Annotated in this window: 19 protein-coding genes and 1 tRNA gene; 10 read left to right on the top strand and 10 right to left on the bottom strand. The window is 68.4% G+C overall.

Annotated features, from left to right (window positions below; all coding sequences use genetic code 11):
* Positions 1-11: 11 nt before the first annotated feature.
* From AC3WQR_RS09230 to AC3WQR_RS09210, 5 genes are all read right to left on the bottom strand, one after another.
* Positions 12-1013 carry an isopenicillin N synthase family dioxygenase gene (locus AC3WQR_RS09230; protein ID WP_492741815.1) on the bottom strand — a complete coding sequence of 334 codons (1002 nt, stop codon included), beginning with the start codon at positions 1011-1013 and terminating at the stop codon, positions 12-14.
* A complete protein-coding gene (locus AC3WQR_RS09225) occupies positions 1010-1753 on the bottom strand; it encodes an amino acid ABC transporter ATP-binding protein (protein WP_099792091.1) in 744 nt (247 codons plus the stop codon). Before AC3WQR_RS09225 ends, AC3WQR_RS09230 begins: the two co-directional genes overlap by 4 nt.
* Complete coding sequence (locus tag AC3WQR_RS09220; RefSeq protein ID WP_492741814.1) at positions 1750-2460, bottom strand: amino acid ABC transporter permease; 711 nt, start codon at positions 2458-2460, stop codon at positions 1750-1752. The genes AC3WQR_RS09225 and AC3WQR_RS09220 overlap by 4 nt, the downstream gene beginning before the upstream one ends.
* Positions 2461-2473: 13 nt before the next feature.
* Entirely contained in the window at positions 2474-3169 is a 696-nt protein-coding gene (locus tag AC3WQR_RS09215; protein WP_070061509.1) for an amino acid ABC transporter permease, read from the bottom strand.
* A gap of 121 nt (positions 3170-3290) precedes the next feature.
* Positions 3291-4118, bottom strand: coding sequence for an ABC transporter substrate-binding protein (locus AC3WQR_RS09210; protein WP_159274898.1), 828 nt, complete (start codon positions 4116-4118; stop codon positions 3291-3293).
* Between the two features lie 191 nt (positions 4119-4309).
* On the opposite strand from AC3WQR_RS09210, the gene fabV reads away from it, so the two are divergent.
* From fabV to AC3WQR_RS09190, 4 genes are all read left to right on the top strand, one after another.
* Complete coding sequence (gene fabV / locus AC3WQR_RS09205) at positions 4310-5506, top strand: enoyl-ACP reductase FabV (protein ID WP_492741813.1); 1197 nt, start codon at positions 4310-4312, stop codon at positions 5504-5506.
* A 26-nt stretch (positions 5507-5532) separates the two neighbouring features.
* Positions 5533-5952, top strand: a complete 420-nt coding sequence (locus AC3WQR_RS09200) for a group II truncated hemoglobin (RefSeq protein WP_159274896.1) — start codon at positions 5533-5535, stop codon at positions 5950-5952.
* Positions 5953-5983: 31 nt separating this feature from the next.
* Complete coding sequence (locus AC3WQR_RS09195; protein ID WP_492741812.1) at positions 5984-7207, top strand: NAD(P)/FAD-dependent oxidoreductase; 1224 nt, start codon at positions 5984-5986, stop codon at positions 7205-7207.
* A 142-nt stretch (positions 7208-7349) separates the two neighbouring features.
* Positions 7350-9398 (top strand): bifunctional 2',3'-cyclic-nucleotide 2'-phosphodiesterase/3'-nucleotidase, encoded by a 2049-nt coding sequence (locus AC3WQR_RS09190; RefSeq protein WP_492741823.1) that lies wholly within the window; start codon positions 7350-7352, stop codon positions 9396-9398.
* Between the two features lie 24 nt (positions 9399-9422).
* On the opposite strand, the gene AC3WQR_RS09185 is transcribed toward AC3WQR_RS09190, so the two are convergent.
* Complete coding sequence (locus AC3WQR_RS09185) at positions 9423-10082, bottom strand: Smr/MutS family protein (protein ID WP_159274894.1); 660 nt, start codon at positions 10080-10082, stop codon at positions 9423-9425.
* Positions 10082-10759, bottom strand: coding sequence for a RadC family protein (gene radC / locus AC3WQR_RS09180; protein ID WP_492734218.1), 678 nt, complete (start codon positions 10757-10759; stop codon positions 10082-10084). Before radC ends, AC3WQR_RS09185 begins: the two co-directional genes overlap by 1 nt.
* A 107-nt stretch (positions 10760-10866) precedes the next feature.
* Between radC and AC3WQR_RS09175 the strand changes: the two genes are divergently transcribed.
* The 5 genes from AC3WQR_RS09175 (at position 10867) to AC3WQR_RS09155 (ending at position 14779) form a co-directional block, all read left to right on the top strand.
* The gene (locus tag AC3WQR_RS09175; RefSeq protein WP_062469447.1) at positions 10867-11310 is read left to right on the top strand and encodes an FKBP-type peptidyl-prolyl cis-trans isomerase; all 444 of its coding nucleotides are present in this window, start codon (positions 10867-10869) and stop codon (positions 11308-11310) included.
* A complete protein-coding gene (ispH, locus tag AC3WQR_RS09170; RefSeq protein ID WP_095743996.1) occupies positions 11307-12275 on the top strand; it encodes a 4-hydroxy-3-methylbut-2-enyl diphosphate reductase in 969 nt (322 codons plus the stop codon). The genes AC3WQR_RS09175 and ispH overlap by 4 nt, the downstream gene beginning before the upstream one ends.
* A gap of 5 nt (positions 12276-12280) precedes the next feature.
* Entirely contained in the window at positions 12281-13237 is a 957-nt protein-coding gene (locus tag AC3WQR_RS09165; RefSeq protein ID WP_492741811.1) for a threonine/serine dehydratase, read from the top strand.
* Positions 13238-13300: 63 nt separating this feature from the next.
* Positions 13301-14632 (top strand): serine--tRNA ligase, encoded by a 1332-nt coding sequence (serS, locus tag AC3WQR_RS09160; protein ID WP_492741810.1) that lies wholly within the window; start codon positions 13301-13303, stop codon positions 14630-14632.
* Positions 14633-14689: 57 nt separating this feature from the next.
* Positions 14690-14779: transfer RNA gene (locus AC3WQR_RS09155), tRNA-Ser, on the top strand.
* Between the two features lie 61 nt (positions 14780-14840).
* Here the strand turns inward: AC3WQR_RS09155 and AC3WQR_RS09150 are convergent.
* The 3 genes from AC3WQR_RS09150 to AC3WQR_RS09140 form a co-directional block, all read right to left on the bottom strand.
* On the bottom strand, positions 14841-17858 hold the full coding sequence (locus AC3WQR_RS09150; protein WP_492741809.1) for a transglycosylase domain-containing protein: 3018 nt from the start codon (positions 17856-17858) through the stop codon (positions 14841-14843).
* Between the two features lie 396 nt (positions 17859-18254).
* Positions 18255-21062 (bottom strand): ImpA family metalloprotease, encoded by a 2808-nt coding sequence (locus AC3WQR_RS09145; RefSeq protein WP_492741808.1) that lies wholly within the window; start codon positions 21060-21062, stop codon positions 18255-18257.
* 282 nt (positions 21063-21344) lie between these two features.
* Positions 21345-21887 (bottom strand): cupin domain-containing protein, encoded by a 543-nt coding sequence (locus AC3WQR_RS09140; protein WP_492741807.1) that lies wholly within the window; start codon positions 21885-21887, stop codon positions 21345-21347.
* Positions 21888-21983: 96 nt separating this feature from the next.
* On the opposite strand from AC3WQR_RS09140, the gene AC3WQR_RS09135 reads away from it, so the two are divergent.
* A complete protein-coding gene (locus AC3WQR_RS09135) occupies positions 21984-23000 on the top strand; it encodes a Bug family tripartite tricarboxylate transporter substrate binding protein (RefSeq protein WP_492741806.1) in 1017 nt (338 codons plus the stop codon).
* Positions 23001-23004: the final 4 nt, after the last annotated feature.

The raw sequence follows: 23004 nt of genomic DNA, 5'->3' as shown, positions 1-23004 counted from the left end.
AGGGCCGAGGCTCAGAGCACTTCGTCCCGCAGCTGCGGGAACACCTTCGACACCTTGGCCAGCAGGTAGTCGCCGTAGCGCCCGCTGAACGCGTGCACGTTGGCGCGGTCCCAGCGCTCGGCGCTGTCGTCCAGCGCGTCGGCACCGGCCAGGCCTTCGATGCGCTGCACGCGGGCCTCGAAGTTCGGATCGAAGAACAACGGGAACGACAGCCGGTCGCGGCCCGAGGTGTTGCGCTTCACGCGGTGCGGCGTCGACTTGTAGAGCCCGCCGGTCATGCGGTCGAGCATGTCGCCGATGTTGCAGACGAAGGCGCCGGGCACCGGCGGTGCATCGATCCAGCCGCCCGGCGTGTGCACCGCGAGGCCGCCCACGGTGTCCTGGTGCAGGATCGTGAGCAGGCCGTAGTCGGTGTGTTCGCCCACGCCCCATTGCACGTCCAGCCCCTCGGGCACGGCCTGCGTGGGGTAGTTGAAGAGGCGGAACAGGATCAGCGGGTCGGCCGTGTAGCGTTCAGCGAAATAGGAAGCGGGCAGGCCGAGGCTCAGCGCGATGCCTTCCATGAGCCGGTGACCCAGCTGCGTGACGGCGTCCATGTACGCGAGGATGGTCTCGCGAAAGTCCGGCACGTCGGGAAAGAGATTCGGCCCATGCACCGGCGTCTTCGCCTGCACCAGCGGGTGGTCGGCGGGCAGCTCGGTGCCTAGGTACAGGCCTTCCTTCCAGTCGGGCCGGCCCGAGGTCAGCTCGCCGCCGCGCGGAAAGAAGCCGCGCCAGGCCCGGCCGCCGAGGGCCATGCGCCATTGCATCTTGGTTTCTTCGGGCAGGTCGAAGAACTGGTGGCTCAGGTCTTCGAGCCGCTGGATCAGCGCTGGGTCGACACCGTGGCCCGTGACGTAGAAGAAGCCGTGCGCGCGGCAGGCGTCGCCGATCTGCGCCGCCACGCGTGCGCGTTCGGGCGTGTCGGCCACCAGCGGGGCGACGTCGATGAGGGGAAGAGATTGGTCGGTCATGCGTCTCTCGAAAAAGGCGAACGGATGTCGGACAGGAACTGCTGCGCACGCGGGTGCTGCGGGCGGTTGAAGAAGTCGTCGGGCGTGGCGCGTTCGAGCACCTGGCCCTGGTCCATGAAGAGCACGCGGTCGGCCACTTCGCGCGCGAAGCCCATCTCGTGCGTGACGCACACCATGGTCATGCCGTCGCGCGTGAGGTCGCGCATCACCAGCAGCACCTCGCCGACCATCTCGGGGTCGAGCGCGCTGGTGGGCTCGTCGAACAGCATCAGCGGCGGCTTCATGGCGAGCGCGCGCGCAATGGCCACGCGCTGCTGCTGGCCGCCCGACAGCTCGCCGGGCCACGCATTGGCCTTGTTCGCGAGGCCCACGCGCTCCAGCAGCGCCATCGCGCGCGCGTCGGCTTCCTTGCGCGACAGGCCGTGCAGTTGCATCGGCGCCATGGTGCAGTTCTGCAGCACGCTCAGGTGCGGGAACAGGTTGAACTGCTGGAACACGAAGCCGATGCGCGAGCGGAACGCGTTCACGTCCAGGCCCGGCGCGTGGATGTCCTGCCCGTCGAGCGTGATGCGGCCCGACTGGATCGGCTCCAGCCGGTTGAAGGTGCGGATCAGCGTCGACTTGCCCGAGCCCGAGGGCCCGCACACCACGACCACCTCGCCCTTGTGGATGGTCTCGGTCACGTCGACCAGTGCGTGGTAGCTGCCGTACCACTTGTTGACTTTTTCGAGTTCGATCATGCGGGCACCTTGAGAGACGCGGCGGGAAGGCCGCGGCGCGCGAGCCGGCGCTCCAGCCAGTAGGCGAAGCGCGAGAGGCCGAAGCACAGGATGAAGTAGGTCAGGCCCAGGATCAGGTAGATCTGCGCCGGCTTGGTGAACACCTGCGTGTTGATCTGCGTGGCAATGAACGACACCTCGGCCAGCCCGATGATGTAGCCCAGCGAGGTCTCCTTGATGGTCGAGACGAACTGGTTCACCAGCGAGGGCAGCATGCTGCGCAGCGCCTGCGGCAGCACCACGAGGCGCATGGCGCCGAAGTAGCTCAGGCCGAGCGCGCGCGCGGTTTCCATCTGCCCGCGCGGCAGCCCTTGGATGCCGGCGCGCACGATCTCGGCGAGGTAGGCGGCATCGAAGATCACGAGCGCGATCAGCATGGTGGTGAACTGGTCGGTCTTCACGCCCGTGACGCTGGGCAGGAAGAAGTAGGCCCAGAAGATCACCATCAACAGCGGCAGGCCGCGCACCACGAACACCAGCGCCGTGACGGGCCAGCGCACGCAGCGCCACGGGCTCACGCGCGCCAGGCCGAGCACGATGCCCAGCGGCAGCGCCAGCACCAACCCGCACGAGGCCAGCAGCAGCGTGAGCACCAGCCCGCCGAGCGGGCCGTTCGGGTACTGGCCGATGAGGAAGTAGACCCAGTAGTCGTGGATGATTTCGAGCATCAGCGCGCCGCCTTCAGATGGTCCGCACCGGGAAGCGGTGGTGATACCAGGTCGCCAGGCCGGTGATGGCCAGCGACACGGTCAGGTACGCCGCACTCGCGAACGCGAACGACTCGAAGCTGCGGAAGGTCGCGCTTTCCACCTGCCCCGCTTGGTACATCAGCTCGGCCACGCCGATCACCGTGGCGATCGAGGTGTTCTTCCACAGGCTCAGCGTCTGCGAGATGAGCGGCGGCACGGTCACGCGCAGCGCCTGCGGCAGCACCACGCGGCGCATGGTGGCCAGGAAGCTGAAGCCCAGCGCGCGGCCGGCCTCGAACTGCACGGCCGGGATCGAGCGGATGCCGCTGCGGATGTCCTCCGCCATGAAAGCGGCCGTGTACAGCGACAGCGCCACGATCGCGCTGTAGGCCTCGATGTGGCCTTCGTAGAGCCAGGTCTTCAGGCCCTCGGGCAGCAGCTCGGGCGCGCCGAAATACCAGAACAGCATGTGGGCCAGCAGCGGGATGTTGCGGATCGATTCCACGTACGCAAAACCGAGCCAGCGCAGCGGCGCCAGCGGCGAGAGCCGCAGCAGCGCCACCACCAGCGCCAGCGGCAGCGCAAGGACGAGCGAGACCGCGAGCAGCTGCAGCGACAGCCACAGGCCCGCGACCAGCATGTCGTGGTACTGGCCGGTCAGCAGCAGCGAATAGTCGAACAGGGGCATGGGAAACGGGAGGCACGGCGAAAGGCGCCGGGGCGCACATGGTACGCATGCGCGCCGTGCCGCTCAAAAGCGAAGGGCGGGTCGCATGGCGGCCCGCCCCTGGTGTGCCGAGCGCGGGGGCTCAGTCGATCTTGTCCGTCTCGAGCTTGAAGTCGCGCGTCTGGAAGCCGGAGGCCGTGTTCGGGCCATACCACTTGAGGAAGATCTTCTGCGCTTCGCCCGACTTCTCGAGTTCACGCAGCGTGTCGTCCACCACGGTCTTCAGGCCGCTCTCGCCCTTCTTGATGCCGATGGCCAGCGACTCGGTGCTCAGGTTCTGCTTGAGCACCACGTACTGCGCTTTCTGCGGGCCCAGCTTGGCGTAGCTGCGCAGCAGCGCGGCTTCGTCGTCGACGTAGCCCACGCCCTTGCCCTGCTGCAGCGCCTGGAAGGCCTGCTGGCTGGTGTCGAAGGTCACGACCTCGGCGGTGGGCACGGCCTTGCGGATGTTGGGTTCCTGCGTGCCGCCGCGGATGGTCAGCACCTTCTTGCCGCCGAGTTGCGGTACGTCGGTGATGCCGCTGGTCTTCTTCACGATGGCCTTCTGGCCGGTGACGAAGGTGGTGAGCGAGAAGTCGATCTGCGCCTCGCGCTCCTTGTTGTGCGTGAGGCCGGCGGCCACCAGGTCCACGTGGCCCTGCTGCAGCTCGGGAATGCGCGCGGCCACGGCGATCTGCTTGAGCACCGGCTTCACGCCGATCTTCTTCGCGATGGCGTTCACCAGGTCGACCTCGTAGCCGACGATCTGGCGCGTCTTCGGATCGATGAAGGTGGCGGGCTCGTCGGTGCCGAGCACGCCGACCACGAGTTCGCCCTTCTTCTTGATGTCGGCGAGCTGGTCCGCATGGGCGGCAACGCCGGTCAGCAGGGCGGAAGCGGCAAGGGCCGCGGCAAGCAGGGTGTGGCGCATGGTGGGGATCGTCCTCTCTCCAGAGTGAAATTCAGGCCGGAACCATATCAATAAAACCCAAGATTATTAAATCGTCAATCGACATATGCATATGGGGCTGATGAATCGGCCTGTTGCCGGCTGGGTTAAATTCGCGACGCCGCGACGTGCCCCGCCGCCGTCCCCCGAATGTCTTACCGAGCGAGCTTTTCATGATCATCCAACCCCGCGTGCGCGGCTTCATCTGCGTCACCACCCACCCCGTGGGCTGCGAAGCCAATGTCCGGCAACAGATCGAGTACGTCAAAGCCAGGGCCCCCATCGCGGGCGGCCCCAAGCGCGTGCTGGTGATCGGCGCCTCCACCGGCTACGGCCTGGCCGCGCGCATCACCGCAGCCTTCGGCTGCGGCGCCGACACGCTGGGCGTGTGCTTCGAACGCGCGGGCAGCGCGACCAAGCCCGGCTCGCCCGGCTGGTACAACACCGCCGCCTTCCACCGCGCCGCCACGGCCGAAGGGCGCTACGCCAAGACGATCAATGGCGACGGTTTTTCCGATGCGGTGAAGCAGCAGGCCATCGAGACCATCCGCGCCGACCTCGGCCAGGTCGACCTCGTGGTCTACAGCCTGGCCGCGCCGCGCCGCACGCACCCCAAGACGGGCCAGGTCTTCAACTCCGTGCTCAAGCCCATCGGCAAGGCCGTGACGCTGCGCGGCCTGGACACCGACAGCGGGACCGTGAAGGAATCGGTGCTCGAGCCCGCCACGCAGGAAGAGATCGACAACACCGTCGCCGTCATGGGCGGCGAAGACTGGCAGATGTGGATCGACGCGCTGCAGCAGGCCGGCGTGCTGGCCGACGGCGCCAAGACCACGGCCTTCACCTACCTGGGCGAGCAGATCACCCACGACATCTACTGGAACGGCTCCATCGGTGCCGCCAAGAAAGACCTTGACCAGAAGGTGCTCGCCATGCGCGCGCAGCTGGCCGCCAAGGGCGGCGACGCGCGCGTGTCGGTGCTGAAGGCGGTGGTCACGCAGGCCAGCTCGGCCATTCCGATGATGCCGCTGTACCTGTCGCTGCTGTTCAAGGTGATGAAGGCCGAAGGCACGCACGAGGGCTGCATCGAGCAGGTGCACGGCCTGTACGCCGACAGCCTGTACGGCGCCACGCCGCACCTGGACGACGAAGGCCGCCTGCGCGCCGACTACAAGGAGCTGGCGCCGCAGGTGCAGGCGCGCGTGCAGGAACTCTGGCCGCAGGTCACCGACGCCAACCTCAATGAGCTGACCGATTTCGCGGGCTACAAGACCGAGTTCCTGCGCCTGTTCGGCTTTGCCGTCGACGGCGTGGACTACACGGCCGACGCGAGCACCGATGTGGGCATTCCCGATCTGATCCAACTCTAGAGCGACCCGAGGGGATACTCCCGCCCATGCAGATTCAAGACAAACCGCCCGCCGGCACGCCCTTCGAGTGGATCGGCGGCGAGCCGAAGGTGGAGGCGCTGGTCGAGCGCTTCTACGACCTGATGGACCTCGAGCCGGCCTACGCGCAACTGCGCGCCGTGCACGGCACCGACCTGGACAACGCGCGCCAGCGCTTGTTCTGGTTCCTCTGTGGCTGGCTCGGCGGGCCTGCCCACTACACCGACCGCTTCGGCCACCCCATGCTGCGCGCGCGGCACCTGCCGCAGGCCATCGGCGGCCACAGCATCGGCATCAAGGAGCGCGACCAGTGGCTGGCCTGCATGGACCAGGCGATGGGCGAGACCGGCGTGCCTGAAGACCTGCGCGCGAGGTTGCGCGATTCCTTCTTCAAGACCGCGGATTGGATGCGCAACCGCGGCGAGTGACCCGACAACGATTCCCGAAAGACTGTTCTCCATGAATTCCATCGTCATCATCGGCGGCGGCCACGCCGCGGCCCAGCTCTGCGCGGGCCTGGCGGAAGCCGGGCAGGGCGCGCGCGTGCACCTGGTCTGCGAAGAGGCCTGCGAGCCGTATCACCGCCCGCCGCTGTCGAAGGCCTTCCTCAAGAGCGCCGAAGAAACCACGCAGCCGCACAAGGCCGCCGACTGGTACCGCGAAGCGGGCATCACGCTGCACCTGGGCGACGCCGCCGTGGCCATCGACCGCGAGGCGCACACCGTCACGCTGCGCTCGGGCGCAGTGCTGCCGTGGGAGCGCCTGGTGTTGGCCACCGGCACGCGCGCACGCCAGATGCCTGGCCTGCAGGCCGGCCTGGAAAATGTCGCGAGCCTGCGCGCCGCCGACGAGGCGCATCGCCTGCGCACGCGGCTGGCGGATGCGCAGCAGGTCACGGTGCTGGGCGGCGGCTTCATCGGCCTCGAAGTGGCGGCCACCGCGCAGGCGCTGGGCAAGCGCGTGCAGGTGATCGAATGCGCGCCGCGCCTGCTGGGCCGCGCCGTGTCGCCCGAGCTGTCGGCGCACGTGCTGGCCACGCATCGCGCGGCCGGCATCGACATCGTGCTGGGCGCGCAGACCGGCGCCTTCGAAGTCGTGGGCGACCGGCTCGTGTCGGTCGAGGTCAACGGCGTGAAGCAGCCGATCGACCTGCTGCTGCTGGGCATCGGCGCCGTGCCCGAGACCGCGCTCGCGCAGGCCGCGGGCCTCGAGTGCGCCGACGGCATCGTGGTCGACGGCCACATGCAGACCAGCGCGGCCGACGTGCTCGCGGTGGGCGACTGCACGCGCTTCCCCGATCGCCGCGCGGGCCGCGCACTGCGGCTCGAATCGGTGCAGAACGCGAACGACCAGGCGCGCACGGCCGTGGCCACGCTGACCGGCGCCGCGCGCGATCACGACGCGGTCGCGTGGTTCTGGTCCGACCAGGGCGGCCTGCGTCTGCAGATGGCGGGCCTCATGCCGGCCGAAGGCACGCCGGGCCTGGTGAGCGTGCGCCGCGCGGGGCCGAAGCCCGAGGCGTTCTCGCTGTTCCACTACGTCGACGGCCAGCTCGTGTGCGTCGAATCGGTGAACGCGCCGGTCGATCACATGATGAGCCGCAAGCTGCTCGAAGCGGGCCGCAGCCCCGCGCCCGAAGCGGTGGCGGACGCGGCGGTACCACTAAAGAACCACCTGGCGTAACTGCTGTCGCAACGGCGCTGCACGGCAGGCCCGGATTCACCGGTCTGTCACCCGGCTTTCGGAGACTGGTCCTTCCTCATATCCGCAGGGAGACCTCTCGATGAACAACGCAGTGGCCGCGTCGCTGGCGCGCCTCGCCCCCATGTCCACCTGTGCCGCCGTCCTGGCCGCCGTGCTCACCGCCTGTGGCGGTGGCAACGGAGGCGGCACCACGTTTCCCCCGATCGTTCCGCCTCCTGCGCCCGCACCGGCCCCGGCGCCCGTGGCCGCCGGCACGCGCACCACGGTCGCGCTGCTCGAAACGACCGACCTGCACTTCAACGTGCGCAGCTACGACTACTTCAAGCTCGCCGAAGACAAGTCGTACGGCTACGAGCGCACCGCCACGCTCATCAACGCCGCGCGCAAGGAGTTCGCGAACACGATGCTGTTCGACAACGGCGACACCATCCAGGGCACCGCGCTGGCCGACTACGAAGCGCTGGTCAGCCGCATCCCGTGCACGCAGCCGCTGTCGATGTACAAGGTGATGAACGCCACCGGCTACGACGCCGGCACGCTGGGCAACCACGAGTTCAACTACGGCCTGGACTTCCTCAACCAGGTGCTCGGCGGCGGCCTCGATGTCGAGGGCGTGGACGGCAGCAAGAAGTGCGCGGGCCCGAGCTTCCCGATGGTGGTGGCCAACGTGCACAGCCTCAAGAGCGGCAAGCCGCTCGTGGCGCCCTACACCATCGTCACGAAGCAGTTCACCGCCACCGCGCCGGATGGCAAGAGCGTGACGGTGCCGGTGAAGGTCGGCGTGATCGGCTTCACCACGCCCGGCATCATGAACTGGGACAAGCGCTTTCTCGAAGGCAAGCTTCGCACCGAAGGCGCGGTCGAAGCGGCCAAGCGCTACGTGCCCGAGCTGCGCGAGAAGGGCGCCGACATCGTGGTCGCGCTGCAGCACGGCGGCCTCGACGCCTCGCCGTACTCGCCGACCATGGAAAGCCCGGGCCTGTACCTGTCGAAGGTGCCCGGCATCGACGTGCTGATGATGGGCCACCAGCACGGCCTGTTCCCCGACCGTGGCGCCAAGCCGGGCTACACGCAGGCGGGTGTCGACAACGCCGCCGGCACCGTCAACGGCGTGCCGGCCGTGATGCCCAGCTCGTGGGGCAAGGCGCTGGGCCTCGTGAAGCTCGAGCTCGTGTGGGACGGCAAGGCCTGGGGCGTGGACAAGAGCAAGACGCTGGTCGAGGCGCGCTCGACCCAGATCGGCAAGGGCGTGTACGTCGACGCCGACCCGAGCGTGGCGCCGCTGGTCGACACGCAGCACCAGGCCGCGATCGACTACGTGAAGACGCCGATCGGCACCACCGACTTCCGCATGAACACCTTCTTTGCCGACGTGGGCGACCCGGGCGCGATCCAGATCGTGAACCAGGCCCAGGCCGACTACGTGAAGACCTATATCCAGGCCAACCTGCCGCAGTACGCGGGCCTGCCGGTGTTGTCGGTGAGCGCGCCCTTCAAGTCGGGCTTCGAGGGCGGGCGCGACTACACCGACGTGGCCGTAGGCAACCTGGCGATCTTCAGCGCCGCCGACCTGTACCTGTACCCGAACACGGTGTACGCGGTGAAGGTGACGGGTGCCGAGATCAAGGGCTGGCTCGAAGCCGCGGCCAAGCGCTTCAACAAGATCGACCCGGCGCTCACGACCGACCAGCCGCTGATCGGCCCCTTCCCGGGCTACAACTTCGACATGTTCACCACGCCCGACATGCAGTACGAGATCGACGTGACGCAGGCCGTGGGCAGCCGCATCAAGAACCTCATGTACCTGGGCGCGCCCATCGACCCGGCGAAGGAGTTCGTCATTGCGACGAACAACTACCGCGCGACCAGCGGCGCGAGCTTCATTCCGGCGCTGGACGGGCGCGCGACGATCTACGCCTCGCCCGATGCGAACCGCGACGTGCTGATCGCGTACATCAAGGCGAAGAAGACGATCACGCGCGCGGCCGACGGCGCGGCGCGCAGCTGGCGCTTCACCAAGGTGACGACCGCGGGCAACGTGACGATCACGTCGGGCCAGGGGCAATTGAGCGCGGCCACGGACGCGGGGTTGACGAACATCTCGCTGCTGACCGCGGATGACGGCAACGGCAAGGGCCGCTCGGTCTACAAGGTCGATCTGAGCAAGTAAGGGCAGGGCCCGTGCGGCGCTGTGTCAGCGCCGCACGGGCGCCAGCAGCACCACCAGCGCCCCGGCCCCGCCTTCGGCCGGCTTGGCCTGCACGAAGGCGATCACCTCGTTCTTCTGGATCAGCCAGCGCTGCGTCTTGGTCTTGAGCACCGGCTGTTTGCCGGGCGAGCCCAGGCCCTTGCCGTGCACCACGCGCACGCAGCGCAGCCCCTGCTTGTGGGCATTGCGGATGAAGCCGCCGAGCGCCTCGCGCGCCTCGTCGCTGCGCAGGCCGTGCAGGTCGACCTGCCCCTGGATCGCCCAGTCGCCCTTGCGCAGCCGCGCCGTGATGTCGGTGCCGATGCCGGGGCGGCGAAAGCTCATGGCGTCGTCGACGTCGAGCAGCGTGGTCACGTCGAACTCGTCGGACAGCGACTCACGCAGCACGCGCTGCTCGTCGAGCTGGTGCTGAAACGGAATCGGCGCGGGCGGCTCGGGCGCGAGCGCCACCGCGGCCTTGCGGCGCAGCGGCTCGGTGGCGCCGATGGCGCGCGTGAACAGGTCTTTCTCGGCGGCACGCTTGCGCTCGGCCGCGGCGCGCGCGGCGGCCTCCGCGGCCTCGCGCTCGCGGGTTTCGGCGAGCACGCGCTGCACCTGCTTGAGGTCGGCCAGGTTCTTCAGGGCCGGGGGACGGGAAGAAGCCATCAGAGCAGCCCCCGTTCCGCCATCGAGAAGCTCTGGCCCGGGCTCACGATGACGTGGTCGAGCACGCGCACGTCGACCAGCGCCAGCGCGGCGCGCAGCGTCTGCGTGAGCGATTCGTCGGCGCGCGAGGGCTCGATGCTGCCGCTGGGGTGGTTGTGGGCCAGCACCACGGCCGCGGCCTGGTGGTGCAGGGCGCGGGTGACGACCTCGCGCGGGTAGACGCTGGTCTGCGTGAGCGTGCCGCGAAACAGCTCCTCGAGCGTGAGCAGGCGGTGCTGCACGTCGAGGAACAGCACCGCGAACACCTCGTGCGGGCGCGAGCCGATGTGCATCTGCAGGTACTGCTTGACCGCCTCGGGCGAGTCGAACACCGTGCGCTCCTTCAGGCGCTCGCCCATGGCGCGGCGCGCCAGTTCGAGCACCGCCGTGAGTTCGGAGCGCTTGGCGCTGCCGCCCATGCCCTTGACCTCTTTGAGGTCATCGGGCGCGGTGTGCAGCAGCCCCGACAGCCCGCCGAAGCGTTCGAGCAGTTGCTGGGCCAGCTGGAGCACGTTCTTGCCGGCCACGCCGGTGCGCAGCAGCAGCGCCAGCAGCTCGGCGTCGGCCAGCGCGGCGGCGCCCCGCGCGATGAGCTTTTCGCGCGGCCGGGCGTCGAGAGGGAGATCCTTGAATGCCATGAAACCCTGCAGAAACCTGGGCCGGGGCGAGATGTTGCCCCGATCCTTAAAATGAGGGTCAGTTTATCGGGACACCTCCCTCGTCTTTGCCCACCTTCGCTGCACCCATGTCCCAAGTTGTGACTTCCGGCTCCTTCCTGACCCTGCACTACCGGCTGGCCGGTCCGGCGGGCGACATCATCAACACCTTCGCCGACAAGCCCGCCACGCTGTCGCTGGGCACCGGCGAGCTCTCGCCGGCCATGGAGCAGCGCCTGATGGGCATGGAAGAGGGCGCGCACGCCACTTTCGAGCTGCCCGCCGGCGAGGCCTTCGGCGAGCGCAACCCCGACATGCAGCAATGGGTGGCGCGCAAGCTGCTGGCCCAGATGGGCGACCCCGACGAGCAGTACGCCGTCGGCGACGTGGTGCAGTTCCCCACGCCCGACGGCTCGGGCAGCTACGCGGGCGCGGTCGTCGAGTCGAACGAGACCGGCGTGCGCTTCGACTTCAACCACCCGCTCGCGGGGCAACCGGTCACCTTCGAAGTGAAGCTGATCGGCGTGCTATGAACCCGAACATCGAAGAAGTCCTGTTGGCCGAGCCGCGCGGCTTCTGCGCCGGCGTGGACCGCGCCATCGAGATCGTCGAGCGCGCCCTCGCCAAGTTTGGCGCGCCGATCTACGTGCGCCACGAGATCGTGCACAACACCTACGTGGTGAACGAGCTCAAGGCCAAGGGCGCGATCTTCATCGAAGAGCTCTCCGACGTGCCGCCCGGCTCCACGCTGGTGTTCAGCGCGCACGGCGTGAGCAAGGCCGTGGAGCAGGAGGCGCGCGACCGCGGCTTCTCGATCTTCGACGCCACCTGCCCGCTCGTGACCAAGGTGCACGTCGAGGTGGCCAAGCTCGCCAAAGAGGGCTACGAATTCATCATGATCGGCCACAAGGGACACCCCGAGGTCGAGGGCACGATGGGGCAGCTGTCGAGCGGCATCCACCTCGTGGAAGACGTGGCCGACGTGGCCAACGCGTCGCCGCTGCAGACCGAGAAGCTCGCCGTGGTCACGCAGACCACGCTCAGCGTGGACGATGCCGCCGAGATCGCCGCCGCCGTGCGCGCGCGTTTCCCGAACGTGCGCGAGCCCAAGCAGCAGGACATCTGCTACGCCACCCAGAACCGCCAGGACGCGGTGAAGATCATGAGCCCGCAGGTCGACCTCGTGATCGTGGTCGGCAGCCCCACCAGCTCCAACAGCAACCGCCTGCGCGAGCTGGCGCAGCGCCTGGGCACCGAGAGCTACATGGTCGATTCGGCCGACGAACTCAAGCCCGAATGGTTCGAGGGCAAGTCGCGCATCGGCCTCACCGCCGGCGCCTCGGCGCCCGAGGTGCTGGTGCACGAGGTGATCGAGCGCGTGCGCGCCTTCGGCGCCGTGTCGGTGCGCAAGATGGACGGCATCGAGGAAACCATCAAGTTCCCGCTTCCCAAGGGCCTCAAGCTCGACGACATCCCGCCCCCTGGGCACATCTCCTGAATATCATGACAAACACCGATTGGCGCTCCGACATCGAGAGCGCCTCCCGCAGGCTGGGCGAACGCGCCGGCCATTTCCTGCGTGAAACGCCGCTGTGGAAGCTGCCGGCCGCCGCCCTGGGCGTGGCCGTGCCCGGCGTCGAAGTCTGGCTCAAGCTGGAGCACATGCAGGTCAGCGGCAGCTTCAAGGCCCGCGGCATGATGAACCGCCTGCTGGCCAACGACATCCCCGCCGCGGGCGTGATCGTGGCCTCGGGCGGCAACGCCGGCATCGCCACGGCGGCCGCCGCCAACGCGCTGGGCGTGCCTTGCCAGGTGTTCCTGCCGGGCGTGTCGCCCGAAGCCAAGCGCGCGCGCCTGCGGGCGCTGGGCGCCGAAGTGGTCGTGGTCGGCGAGCTGTACCCCGACGCGCTGGCCGCCTGCCTGGCGCGCCAGAAGGAAACGGGTGCCTTGCTCACCCACGCCTACGACCAGCCCGAAGTGGTGGCCGGTGCCGGCACGCTCGGCCGCGAGATCGAGGCGCAGGGCGGCCTGCCCGACGCCGTGCTCGTGAGCGTGGGCGGCGGCGGCCTGATCGGCGGCCTGGCCGGCTGGTTCGAGCAGCGCGCCCGCGTGGTGGCGCTCGAGCCCGAAAAGGCCCCGACGCTGTTCCGCGCCCGCGAGGCCGGCGAGCCGGTCGACGTGGACGTCGGCGGCATCGCGGCCGATTCGCTCGGCGCGCGCCGCATCGGCGCCATCGCCTGGGAGATCACGCAGCAGCAGGTGCGCGACGCGCTGCTGCTGTCCGACGACGCCATCCGCGCCGCCCAGCAGTGGCTCTGGAAGGAGCTGAAGCTCGCCGTGGAACCGGCCGCCGCGCTGCCGCTGGCGGCGCTGCAGACAGGCGCCTACGTGCCGCGCGAGGGCGAGAAGGTGTGCCTGATCATCTGCGGGGCGAACGTCGATCCGGCCACGGTCGCCTGAGTCGCCGCAGGCGTGCGAGCGGGGAGGGCGGGCGCGGGCCGGGCGCCCACCTAAAATCTCCCCATGCTCGACATCACCCTGCTCCGCAAAGACCTGGCCTCCGCTGTGGCCGGCCTCGAAAAACGCAAGAAGAACCAGCCCTACCTCGACGTCTCGGCGTTCACCGCGCTCGAGGCCGAGCGCAAGACGCTGCAGACCCGCACCGAGGAAATCCAGGCGCGCCGCAACACGCTGAACAAGCAGATCGGCCCGCTCAAGGCCAAGGGCGAGTCGGTCGACGCGCTCATGGTCGAGGTCAACGCGCTCAAGGCCGAGCAGGAATCGCAATCCAAGCGCCTCGAGGAAATCCAGCCTGAGCTGCACGCGCTGCTGCTGGCCGTGCCCAACCTGCCGCACGCCAGCGTGCCGCTCGGTGAAGACGAAGCCGGCAACGTCGAGATGCGCCGCTGGGCGCCCCAGGGCGGCGCCGGCGCCAACGCCACGCCGCTGGCCTTCGCGCCCAAGGACCACGTCGACCTCGGCGCGCCGCTGGGGCTCGATTTCGAGATGGGCGCCAAGCTCTCGGGCTCGCGCTTCACCGTCATGAAGGGCCCGATCGCCCGCCTGCACCGTGCGCTGGCCCAGTTCATGGTCGACCTGCAGACCGAACAGCACGGCTACACCGAGTGCTACGTGCCCTACGTGGTCAATGCGGCCACGCTCAGCGGCACCGGCCAGCTGCCCAAGTTCGAAGGCGACCTGTTCGCCGCGAAGAAGGGCGGCCAGGACGGCGAGCCCGCGCCCGACCATTCGGCGCTGTACCTCATCCCGACCAGCGAAGTGCCGCTGACCAACTTCGTGCGCGACGAGGTCGTGCCCGAGGCGCAGCTGCCCATCAAGCTCACGGCCCACACGCCGTGCTTCCGTTCCGAAGCCGGCAGCGCCGGGCGCGACACGCGCGGCATGATCCGCCAGCACCAGTTCGACAAGGTCGAGATGGTGCAGATCGTGCACCCCGAGAAGAGCTACGACGCGCTGGAGCAGATGACCGGTCACGCCGAAGCCGTGCTGCAGGCGCTGGAGCTGCCGTACCGCGTGGTGCTGCTGTGCACCGGCGACATGGGTTTCGGTTCCACCAAGACCTACGACCTCGAGGTGTGGCTGCCCGCGCAGAACACGTACCGCGAGATCAGCTCGGTGTCGAACTGCGAAGCCTTCCAGGCGCGCCGCCTGCAGGCCCGTTTCAAGAACGCCCAGGGCAAGAACGAGCTGGTGCACACCCTCAACGGCTCCGGCCTGGCCGTGGGCCGCGCGCTGGTTGCCGTGCTGGAAAACCATCAGAACGAAGACGGCTCGATCAATGTGCCGGCGGCGTTGCGTCCGTACCTCGGCGGCCTCGAAGTTTTGCGCGGTTGAAGCGCAGGGCGTCAAAAGTCAGATTTTTCTGGCTATAATCTGAGGCTCGACAGCACCGGAGAGGTGGCAGAGTGGTCGAATGTACCTGACTCGAAATCAGGCGTACTAGCGATAGTACCGAGGGTTCGAATCCCTCCCTCTCCTCCAGATTCAAGCCCCTGTAGCAGCCCTGCTACAGGGGCTTTGTCTTTGGGCCGCCCATGTCGCCTCATGGCGCCCGCTGCTGCGGCTCCCCACACCCCCTGCGCTGCAGCACCGGCAGCAACTGCGGCCCCAGCGACTTCAGCAGCTGCGTCGGCAGCGCGCTCGTGAACCGATGGCGGGCGGCGTGGGGCTCGTGCACGTAGGCCAGGATCGTGCCGAAGTAGCGGTCGCCGATCATGAACACGAAGGTGGCCGAGCGGTCGATCTTGCGCTGCGAAATCACCCGTCCGCCGCGGCCGGTCTGTTCGTAGCGGTGGTCGCCGGTGCCGGTCTTGCCGCCGATCTCGAGGGCGCGGCCGTTCTCATCCACCAGTGCGCCCTTCAGCCGCCGTGCGGTGCCGTCGTTCACGACCTCGACCAAGGCACGGCGCACCGTGGCGGTCACCTCGGCGGGCAGCACCTGCTGCGCGCTCGCATGGCGCGGCTCCAGCCGTGTCTCGTAGGGCGTGTCGCGCGCGAAGTGCAGGGCGCCGACCCGTTGCGTGGGCAGCCGCACGCCATCGTTCGCGAGGATGCCCATCAGCTCCGCCAGGGCGGCCGGCCGGTCGCCCGACGCGCCGATCGCGCTCGCGTAGGACGGCGTCAGCGATGCGAAGGGGTAACCCACGCGCTGCCATGAACGGTGAATCTGCGCAAAGGCGTCGAGTTCGATCAGCTCGCGCAGGCGCCTGTCCTGCGCGCTCTTGTGGCGCGTCTTGAAGAGCCAGGCGTAGACCTCCTGGCGTTCGCGCGTGCTCGCGTCCAGTACCTCGGTCAGCGAGGCGCCGGGGTGGCGCCGCAGGTAACCGACCAGCCAGAGCTCCAGCGGATGCACGCGCGCGACATACCCGCGATCGGCCAGCGACAGGCCGGCGTAGGTGCGGCGCAGCGCCCCCAATGCGCGCGGCGAGTCGGCGCCGCGGCCCAGCCGTTGCACCAGGAGCGCGTCGAGCCGTGCGTCGTCGGCCTCGGGCTCGATGGTGAAGAGCACGCTCGCCAGGCGCGGTGCCGACGGCCTCAGGCTACGCAGCAGCAGCGCCTCGGCGTCCGCGGCCGGCAGGTGCTGGTACTTGCGATGGAAGCGGGTGAGGAAGGCCGAGCCCTCGCGGTCGGCAAAGCGCGCGAGCAGCTCGCGCCGGCCCGGGTCGGCGGGGTCTTTCAGCAGGCGCTCGGCGCCCGACGCGCCGCCGAACATGCGGTGGCGCACCAGATCGCGCATCAGGCGGATGAACACCAGGTTGACCGAATGCTTGAAGCCTTCGCGCACCGTCATCGAACTGCTGTTGCGCGAGCGCTCGAAGTTCTCGAACTGGTGCAGGCCGCCGCCGGTGAAGAAGGCCTCGCCCGGGTTCGCCGAGTACTTGCGCTCCATGGCCGCCTCCAGCATCGGCGCAAGACGGCGGTCCTTGGCGCGCAGGAGGTACTGCCGGGCCCAGGTGCCCAGCGGGTCGCGCGGGTTCGGCGCCAGCGCCGACAGCTGGGCCGGGCTCAGGTCGACCCAGCCCGCGTGCAGCTCGGCCACGAGCTCCAGGTAGCTCACCAGGGTGCGCAGCTTGGCGGTCGAGCCCAGGTCCAGCCGCGCGCCCTGGTTCACGTCGAAGGGCTGATCGATGTTGTCGGCCTGGATGCGCAGCAGGTTGCTCCCGGCGCTGCGCTCGAACAGCGTGAAGCTGTAGATCAGCGGGCTGGGGTCGGCGCCCGGGTCGAGCATGTGGGAGCCCACCAGCCCCGCCGCCTTCGTCGCGGCGGGCGTGCGCAGCCCGGCCAGCACGCGCGCCACCAGCGCTTGCGCTTCGCCGTCCAGGCTGGTTTCGGCCTCGAGGTCCAGGCGCTCCAGGTCGTAGGCCCGCGGCACGTCGAGCAGCGTGGCGATGTGGGTGCGCAGCGCGGTCGCGGCCTTGCGCTGCACGAAGTCGGGCCGGGGCGTCGGCGGCAAAGGTGGCTGCAGGTGCAAGGACAGCGGCAGCGCCGCGTCGCGCAGCGTGGGTGAGATCAGGCCGGCCTCGGCCATCAGCCGCAGGTAGCTGTCGGTCAGCCGCGTCAGGCCGGCGCCGTCGCCGAGCAGGTGCTGCGACGGGCGGCGCTGCGCGATCATCAGCGACAGCGCCTGTTTGAAGGCCTCGGCCTGCTGCCGCAGCGCCTCGTCCGTGGGCGCTGCCGCCTCTTCCGCCTGGTCGGCGAGCAGGCGGTTGACCTCGCCGAAGTCACGCCCGTACCAGGCCCACAGGCCGTCGCCCAGGCCGTGCACCTCGCCCATGCCCGGGCGCGCGGCCAGCGGCACGGTGTCGAGGTAGTCGACGACGATCTGGCGGCGCCGCGCCTGCGTGTCCTCGCCGTCCTGGTAGGCGCGCAGCGAGGCCGACGCCATCTGGCGCAGCTTGTCGCCGACCGACCCGGTGCGGCCCTGCGGCGAATGGCGGTACTTCTCGAGCTGGGTGGCCAGCGTGCTGCCGCCCGTCGCCGTCTGGCCCAGGCCGACCGCGCGCAGCGCCTGCTCGAGCGTCGCCTTGGCAAAGCGTTCCGGATCGATCGCGGGGTTGCGCTGCAGCGGCTGCGCGTCCAGCAGGTGGCGGTCTTCGACGAAGAGCAGGGCGCTCACCAGCAGCGGCGGCACCTCCTCGAAGCGCTCGTAGGCGCGCTGGGGCACGCGGGTGTGCAGCAGCGCCGTGTCCCGGCAGTCGCGCACGGTCAGGCCGGCCTGGTTTTTCTCACGGTAGGGCGCGAAGAGCCCGTAGTCCTGCAGTTCGATCAGCCGCGGCGACATGCGGGCCTGGCGGGTGACGACATAGCCCTGCGGCGCCAGGCGGTCGATGTAGCCCGGGAGCTGGTGGTAGCCCAGCCGCTCGTCGTAGGGCCCGGTCCGGGGAAAGCGGATGGCGTCGCTGGCACCGTCTTCGACGCTGAAGCGGGCGCCCTCGGCCAAGTCGCGCCACAGGGCCGATTGCAGCCGGGACGTCTTCAATTCGTCCAGCACGAACAGGGCAAACCCGCCTCCCACGGCGAGTCCCGCGCCGATCCAGAAAAGCTTCTTGAACCAAGTCATGCTCTGCCTCGCGAACAGTCTGCACCGTGGGTTCGTCAGTGAAGATGATGCGCTTTTTAAGGCGATTTGGCTTGCGTGCGACGGGGCCGTCGGTCGTATGTCTGGGCGGATGCAGAGAGCGCAGGACAACGATCGCAACGTGGAAAGGCAAAGCAGGCGCTCGCGGATGGAACCGCCACACACGTGCCGAGAGCGAGGCTTGCGCGGGAACGCGGCGCATCGCGGACCCTGCACGCTCATCGTGTGGCAGAAAGAAGACGTGCCTCGGTACCCTGGCGCATGTCGATCTGCACGGACGTGCGGGTCGCTCGACGGCAATCAACGATCTGCAGTTTCCGCGTGATGCTGAAGACAATGCATGGTCACGACGGGACGCCGTGACCATGCCCCGCCCGCTCAGAACGGAAAGGCCGGCGTCTGCCCCTGCACCGACAGCCACTGCCCCGTCGACAGCTGGTTGGCCTTGTTGGCCCCCAGGGCATAGAACCGTTGCGGTGCCATCGGAAGCGTCAGCGCCGCCACCGAATCCAGCGCGGGCTGCGTGAGCGGAACGCCGTACATGGCGAAGACATTGCGCAGGTCCTGGCCGATGATCTTCGAGCTCAGCACGTACAGCAGTTCGTGGTTCGAAATGTCGTTGCTGGTGTAGCCGCTCATGCCGTAGTTGCCCGCCGTGTTGGTGCTCCACTTCTTGGCGACCAGGCGCCCGCCCTTCGACAGCAACGTGAGGAACTCGATCGTGCTCGCGGCGGTGGGCTGGGCTTCGCTGTGGCGGGCATGGGTGTAGAGAAAAGCCAGCTGGAAGTACATGGCGAGCATGGGGCTTTGCTCCGGGCCACCCCACAGGCGGGCCTGCATGTCCGCGCGCTGCGGCTCACCGCTGAGCGCGAGCGCCCGGTTGTCCTGGATCATCTTGTACAGGGCCGCGTGGGCGGTGCGGGTGCCGCTGTCGTCCTCGCCGAGGACGGCGTAGCGGCGCAGCATGTGGGCGCTCGACAGCGTGTTGTTGTCGCACTCGGTGCTGCAGCCCTTGCCGTCGATCACGATCTGCATCCAGGGCTGCACGGTGTTGTGGCCCAGCTCGTGCGGCCAGCCCCAGCCGATGTCCATGGCCCAGTTGTCGGAGTCGATCGGGTTGCCCGAGCAACCACTGCCGCACCTCGGCAGCCAGCTCACGAAGTGCTGCACGCCCGGCGCGTTGTGCACGGCGTCGTCGCAGGCCCACGCGAAGCTGGTGCACAAGGTCGACACGGTGCTGGGCATCTTCATGTCGTTGTAGCCGTTGGACATGTGGTTGGTGTCCATGAGGATGCCCTCGATGCGCCGCGTGACGAGGTCTTGCGGCGTTCTCAGCGTGCCTGTCGGCATGCCCGACTTGAAGCTCTTGAGCGCGACGGCGATGGTCTGCTGCAGCTCACCGCCGCGGAACTTGAAGGTGGACCAACCGTAGTCCTGGCGCTGCAGTGCGGCCATGGCGGCGTCCAGTTCGGCTTGCGCGGGCGTGCCCTGGCTGAAGTCGAAGTGGGCGTATTGGATGGCGCCCTTGACGCGCAGCTTGACCTTCTGCCCGGCGGTGGCGCCGCTGTAGCTCAGGAACAGCGGGCCTCCGAACGGCGTGACGAAGTCGTTGACGGCATCGCGTTGCAGTGGCACGGTCCATGACGGCGCCTGGCGCGGGCGGATGTAATTGCCGGCGTCCGTCAGCGGGTTGCCGTAGGTGCGGATGTGGCTGGTCTGCACACCGAGGTTCACGCCGACGGGTGCCTCGGCGATCTCGAGTGCCACGGCCTTCGCTGGAATGGCGCCCCGGCCGATCGCCGTCTTGCCGCTGCCTTGCGGGAGCGTGAGCTCGATGGTTTCGTAGTCGCTGCTCGTGGCGAGCTTCTGTGCGCCGGCGGGCATGTAGTCGCCCTGGCCGCCCGGTTGCGTCGTGGTCGCGGTGCGGCCGAAGGCCTGCCACGAATCGGACGCATAGGCGCGCAGGAAGTTGGCTGCATCGCTGGTGCGGTTGATCTTGCCGTAGGCGATTTCACGGCGCCATTCATCGGCCCACAGCACCAGCAGGCGCTGCAGCTCGGTGCTTTCTGCCTTGAAGACCTTCTGGCCCGCTGCTTCGTAGCCCTGCATGTCATTGCGCGCCAGATCGATTCCGTCGACGGGCGTGGGGTCCACGGTGAAGTCTTGGGTGTACTTTTCCTTGGCGAGCCATTGGAGCGTCTGCACCAGCGTGCCGAGCTGATCGGCGCGTGCAAGGCTGTTGGCGGCGGTGCGGTTGGTGTTCACCGAATAGTGCGGGGCGGTTGCGAAATAATTCCCTGGATAGCCGCCAAGGTTCATGCCCAGGCCTGCCAGCAGACGCGTTCCACCGTCAGAAGGCTGCCAACTGCCGTGCATGTAGATCACGGCCTTGCCCGCCTTCACGTAGCTGCGCACCAGCTCGCCCAAGCCTGCACTGTCCTTCACGCCGGCGCCGAAAACGAGCAAGTCAGCGTCGCCCCAACAGGTGTTGGCAGGCGAAGCGATGTCACAACTGATCTCCTGGGTCTGCTTGCCAAGGCGGCTCGCGAAGTTCTTGACCACTTTGGAGTCGTAGCCCGACTGGCTGAACCTGAGGGTCGCCGGCAGGCTGCCGTCGGCTTGGCCGGTCATCACCCAAGTGAAGGCGCGGGTAAACAGCGGCAGATGCTGCTGTTCCGTTGCAGACCCTGCCATCCAGGAGAGAACGTTTGCGCCATAGGCCAGGGCGCGGCCTGCGCCCACTTCCGTGACGGCGGCCATTCCTGTGCCGTCATCGGAGACGATGAAAGGGATCGCCTGCGTGAGACCTGCCGAGACCAGCGTCGTGCTGCTGCCAGAGCCGATGCTGAGGGCAAGGTTCGGCACCTGGCCCTTCGTGTTGTAGATGTCGGCCAATACCTGCTGCGGGCGCGCACGCAGTTCGATGGCCTTGCGCGTCGCGCGCTCCAGCAGCGTGGCGCGGTCCTCGGGCCGCAGGCCACTCGGGTCTCCGCTGTCGAGTGCCGCGTCGACGCGGCTCACCGGCGGCGTGGTCGTGCCATCGTCCGGTGCACCGGTGGACGTGCCCGGCGTGCCGGGGATGCCCATCCCGGCAAAGCCGGCGCCGCCGGAATCCCCGCCGCCGCCGCCACAGGCGGACAGGACGAGGCTGGCGATCAGGGTCACGAGCTTGCGCGCGTGCGTCATGGTTCTTCTCCTTTGTAGTTCTGACTTTTTGGGCATGAGGCCGGAGGCGCGAGCGTGGTCGCGCCTCCCTGTCGCGATGAGACGCGACGCGACGCGCTGCGGTGGCGTGTGTGTACTGCCGGCGGCGGGCGACGGATTGTCGCCAGCGCAGGCAGGTTTTCGACAGGTCTTTCAGCGACCGTTGGCTGGAAGAAACAGGCGGCGGTGTTCGCGCGCGATCGTCAGTCGCATGAGGCGCATCAAGCGAAACGCGCCAGGCTTGTGTGCTGCAAGCACATCGCCTTACGAGGCGGTGGAGGGGCTCGCAATCACCAACAGAACTTCCGCCGCTTTCTTGCTCGTGCAGATCAGTCGGTGCGGCACGGAGGCGTTGAAATGCACGCAGTCTCCGGCGACCAGGTCCTCGGTCTTGTCGTCGAGTTCGAGACTGACCTCGCCGCTCAGGACATAGATGAGCTCTTCGCCCTCGTGGTCGCTCTTCAGGTGCTTCGCGCCTTTGTCCCGACCGGGCTGCAACACGAAGGCGACCACGCGCTGACCGGGTGCCGTGCCCGCGACCAGCCGCGGGGCGCCTTCGTCTTTTTGCTTCGCCTTGGCGTCGGCGGAGCGCGTGATCGTGACCGAGCTGCTCGTCGATGCCTGGCCGAACAACTCGTCCACCGGCAGCTTCAACGCCTTGGCGAGTTTCAGCGCAACGCCGACCGACGGGTTCGCCAAACCACGCTCCACCTTGGAGACATAACTGCGCGTGAGCTCAGCTGCTTGCGCAAGCTCTTCCAGCGTCATTCCCGCCTGGGTGCGCAGGAGTTTCAACTTGATCGTCATGGTTTCTTGCAGGACACATGAGTCCTATCGTACATTTGAGTCCTGAGCCGCGACACCGATTTGTCGCTGCACCGTTGGGTTCTTTTGGAGTATGTCATGTCGAATTTCCCGTCTTTTTGCTGGAAAAATCCATTTCTCACTGCCGCGGCCCTGCTCGGCGCGGTGCTGTGCGCGGCCACGGTCGTGGCCCTTCCCCGGCCCGCTTTTGCGCAGGCGGCTTACCCCGCCAAACCCATCAAGCTGATCGTGCCGTTCGGTGCGGGCGGCATCACCGACGTCGTGGCGCGGCTGGTGGGACAGAAGCTGGGCGAAGAGCTCAAGCAGTCGGTGATCATCGACAACCGCGCCGGCGCGGGCGGCAACATCGCGGCGCAGGCGCTCGCCCAGGCCGCGCCCGACGGCTACACGCTGCTGCTGGGCACGGTCGGTACACAGGTCGTCAACAAGATGATCTACAGCAAACTTGCCTATGACGCGAGCGCCTTCGCGCCCGTCTCGCTGGTGAGCAACTCGCCGTACGTGCTGGTCGTGAACGACGCGCTGCGCGTCGACGATGTGAAGGGCCTGGTGGCCTATGCCAAGGCCAACCCCGGCAAGCTCAACGCCGGCTCCGCGGGCAATGCCAGCTCGCCGCACCTGGGGCTGGAGCTTTTCAAGATCGCCACCAACACCGAGATCGTCCATGTGCCGTTCAAGAGCGGTGCCGAGGCCATCAACGCCGCGCTGGGCGGGCAGGTGCAGATCGTGATCGACGCCATTCCCGTCATCCGCAGCCAGGTCCAGGCCGGGCGCCTGAAGGCCCTGGTCATCGCCGACGACGCGCGCAGTGGCGCCATGCCGAAGGTGCCGACCAGCGCCGAAGCCGGTGTGCCGACCTTCCTGATCGGGTCGTGGAACGCATTGCTCGCGCCACCGGGCACGCCCAAGCAACAGACCACGCTGTTGTCCGAGGCCCTGGCGCGGGCCCTGGCCCGCCCCGAGCTGCAGGCCAAGCTGGCCGAGATCGGCGTCGAGCCGCTGCCTACGGGTGAAGCGGCTTACCTGAAGCATGTGCGCAGCGAGACCGACAAGTGGACGCGCATCACCAAGGCCGCCGGCACCAAGGTGGACTGACCGC

The organism is Variovorax sp. FW305-3-2-15-B-LB1 (assembly GCF_058787635.1).
This window is presented reverse-complemented; position numbering and strand designations above follow the sequence as displayed.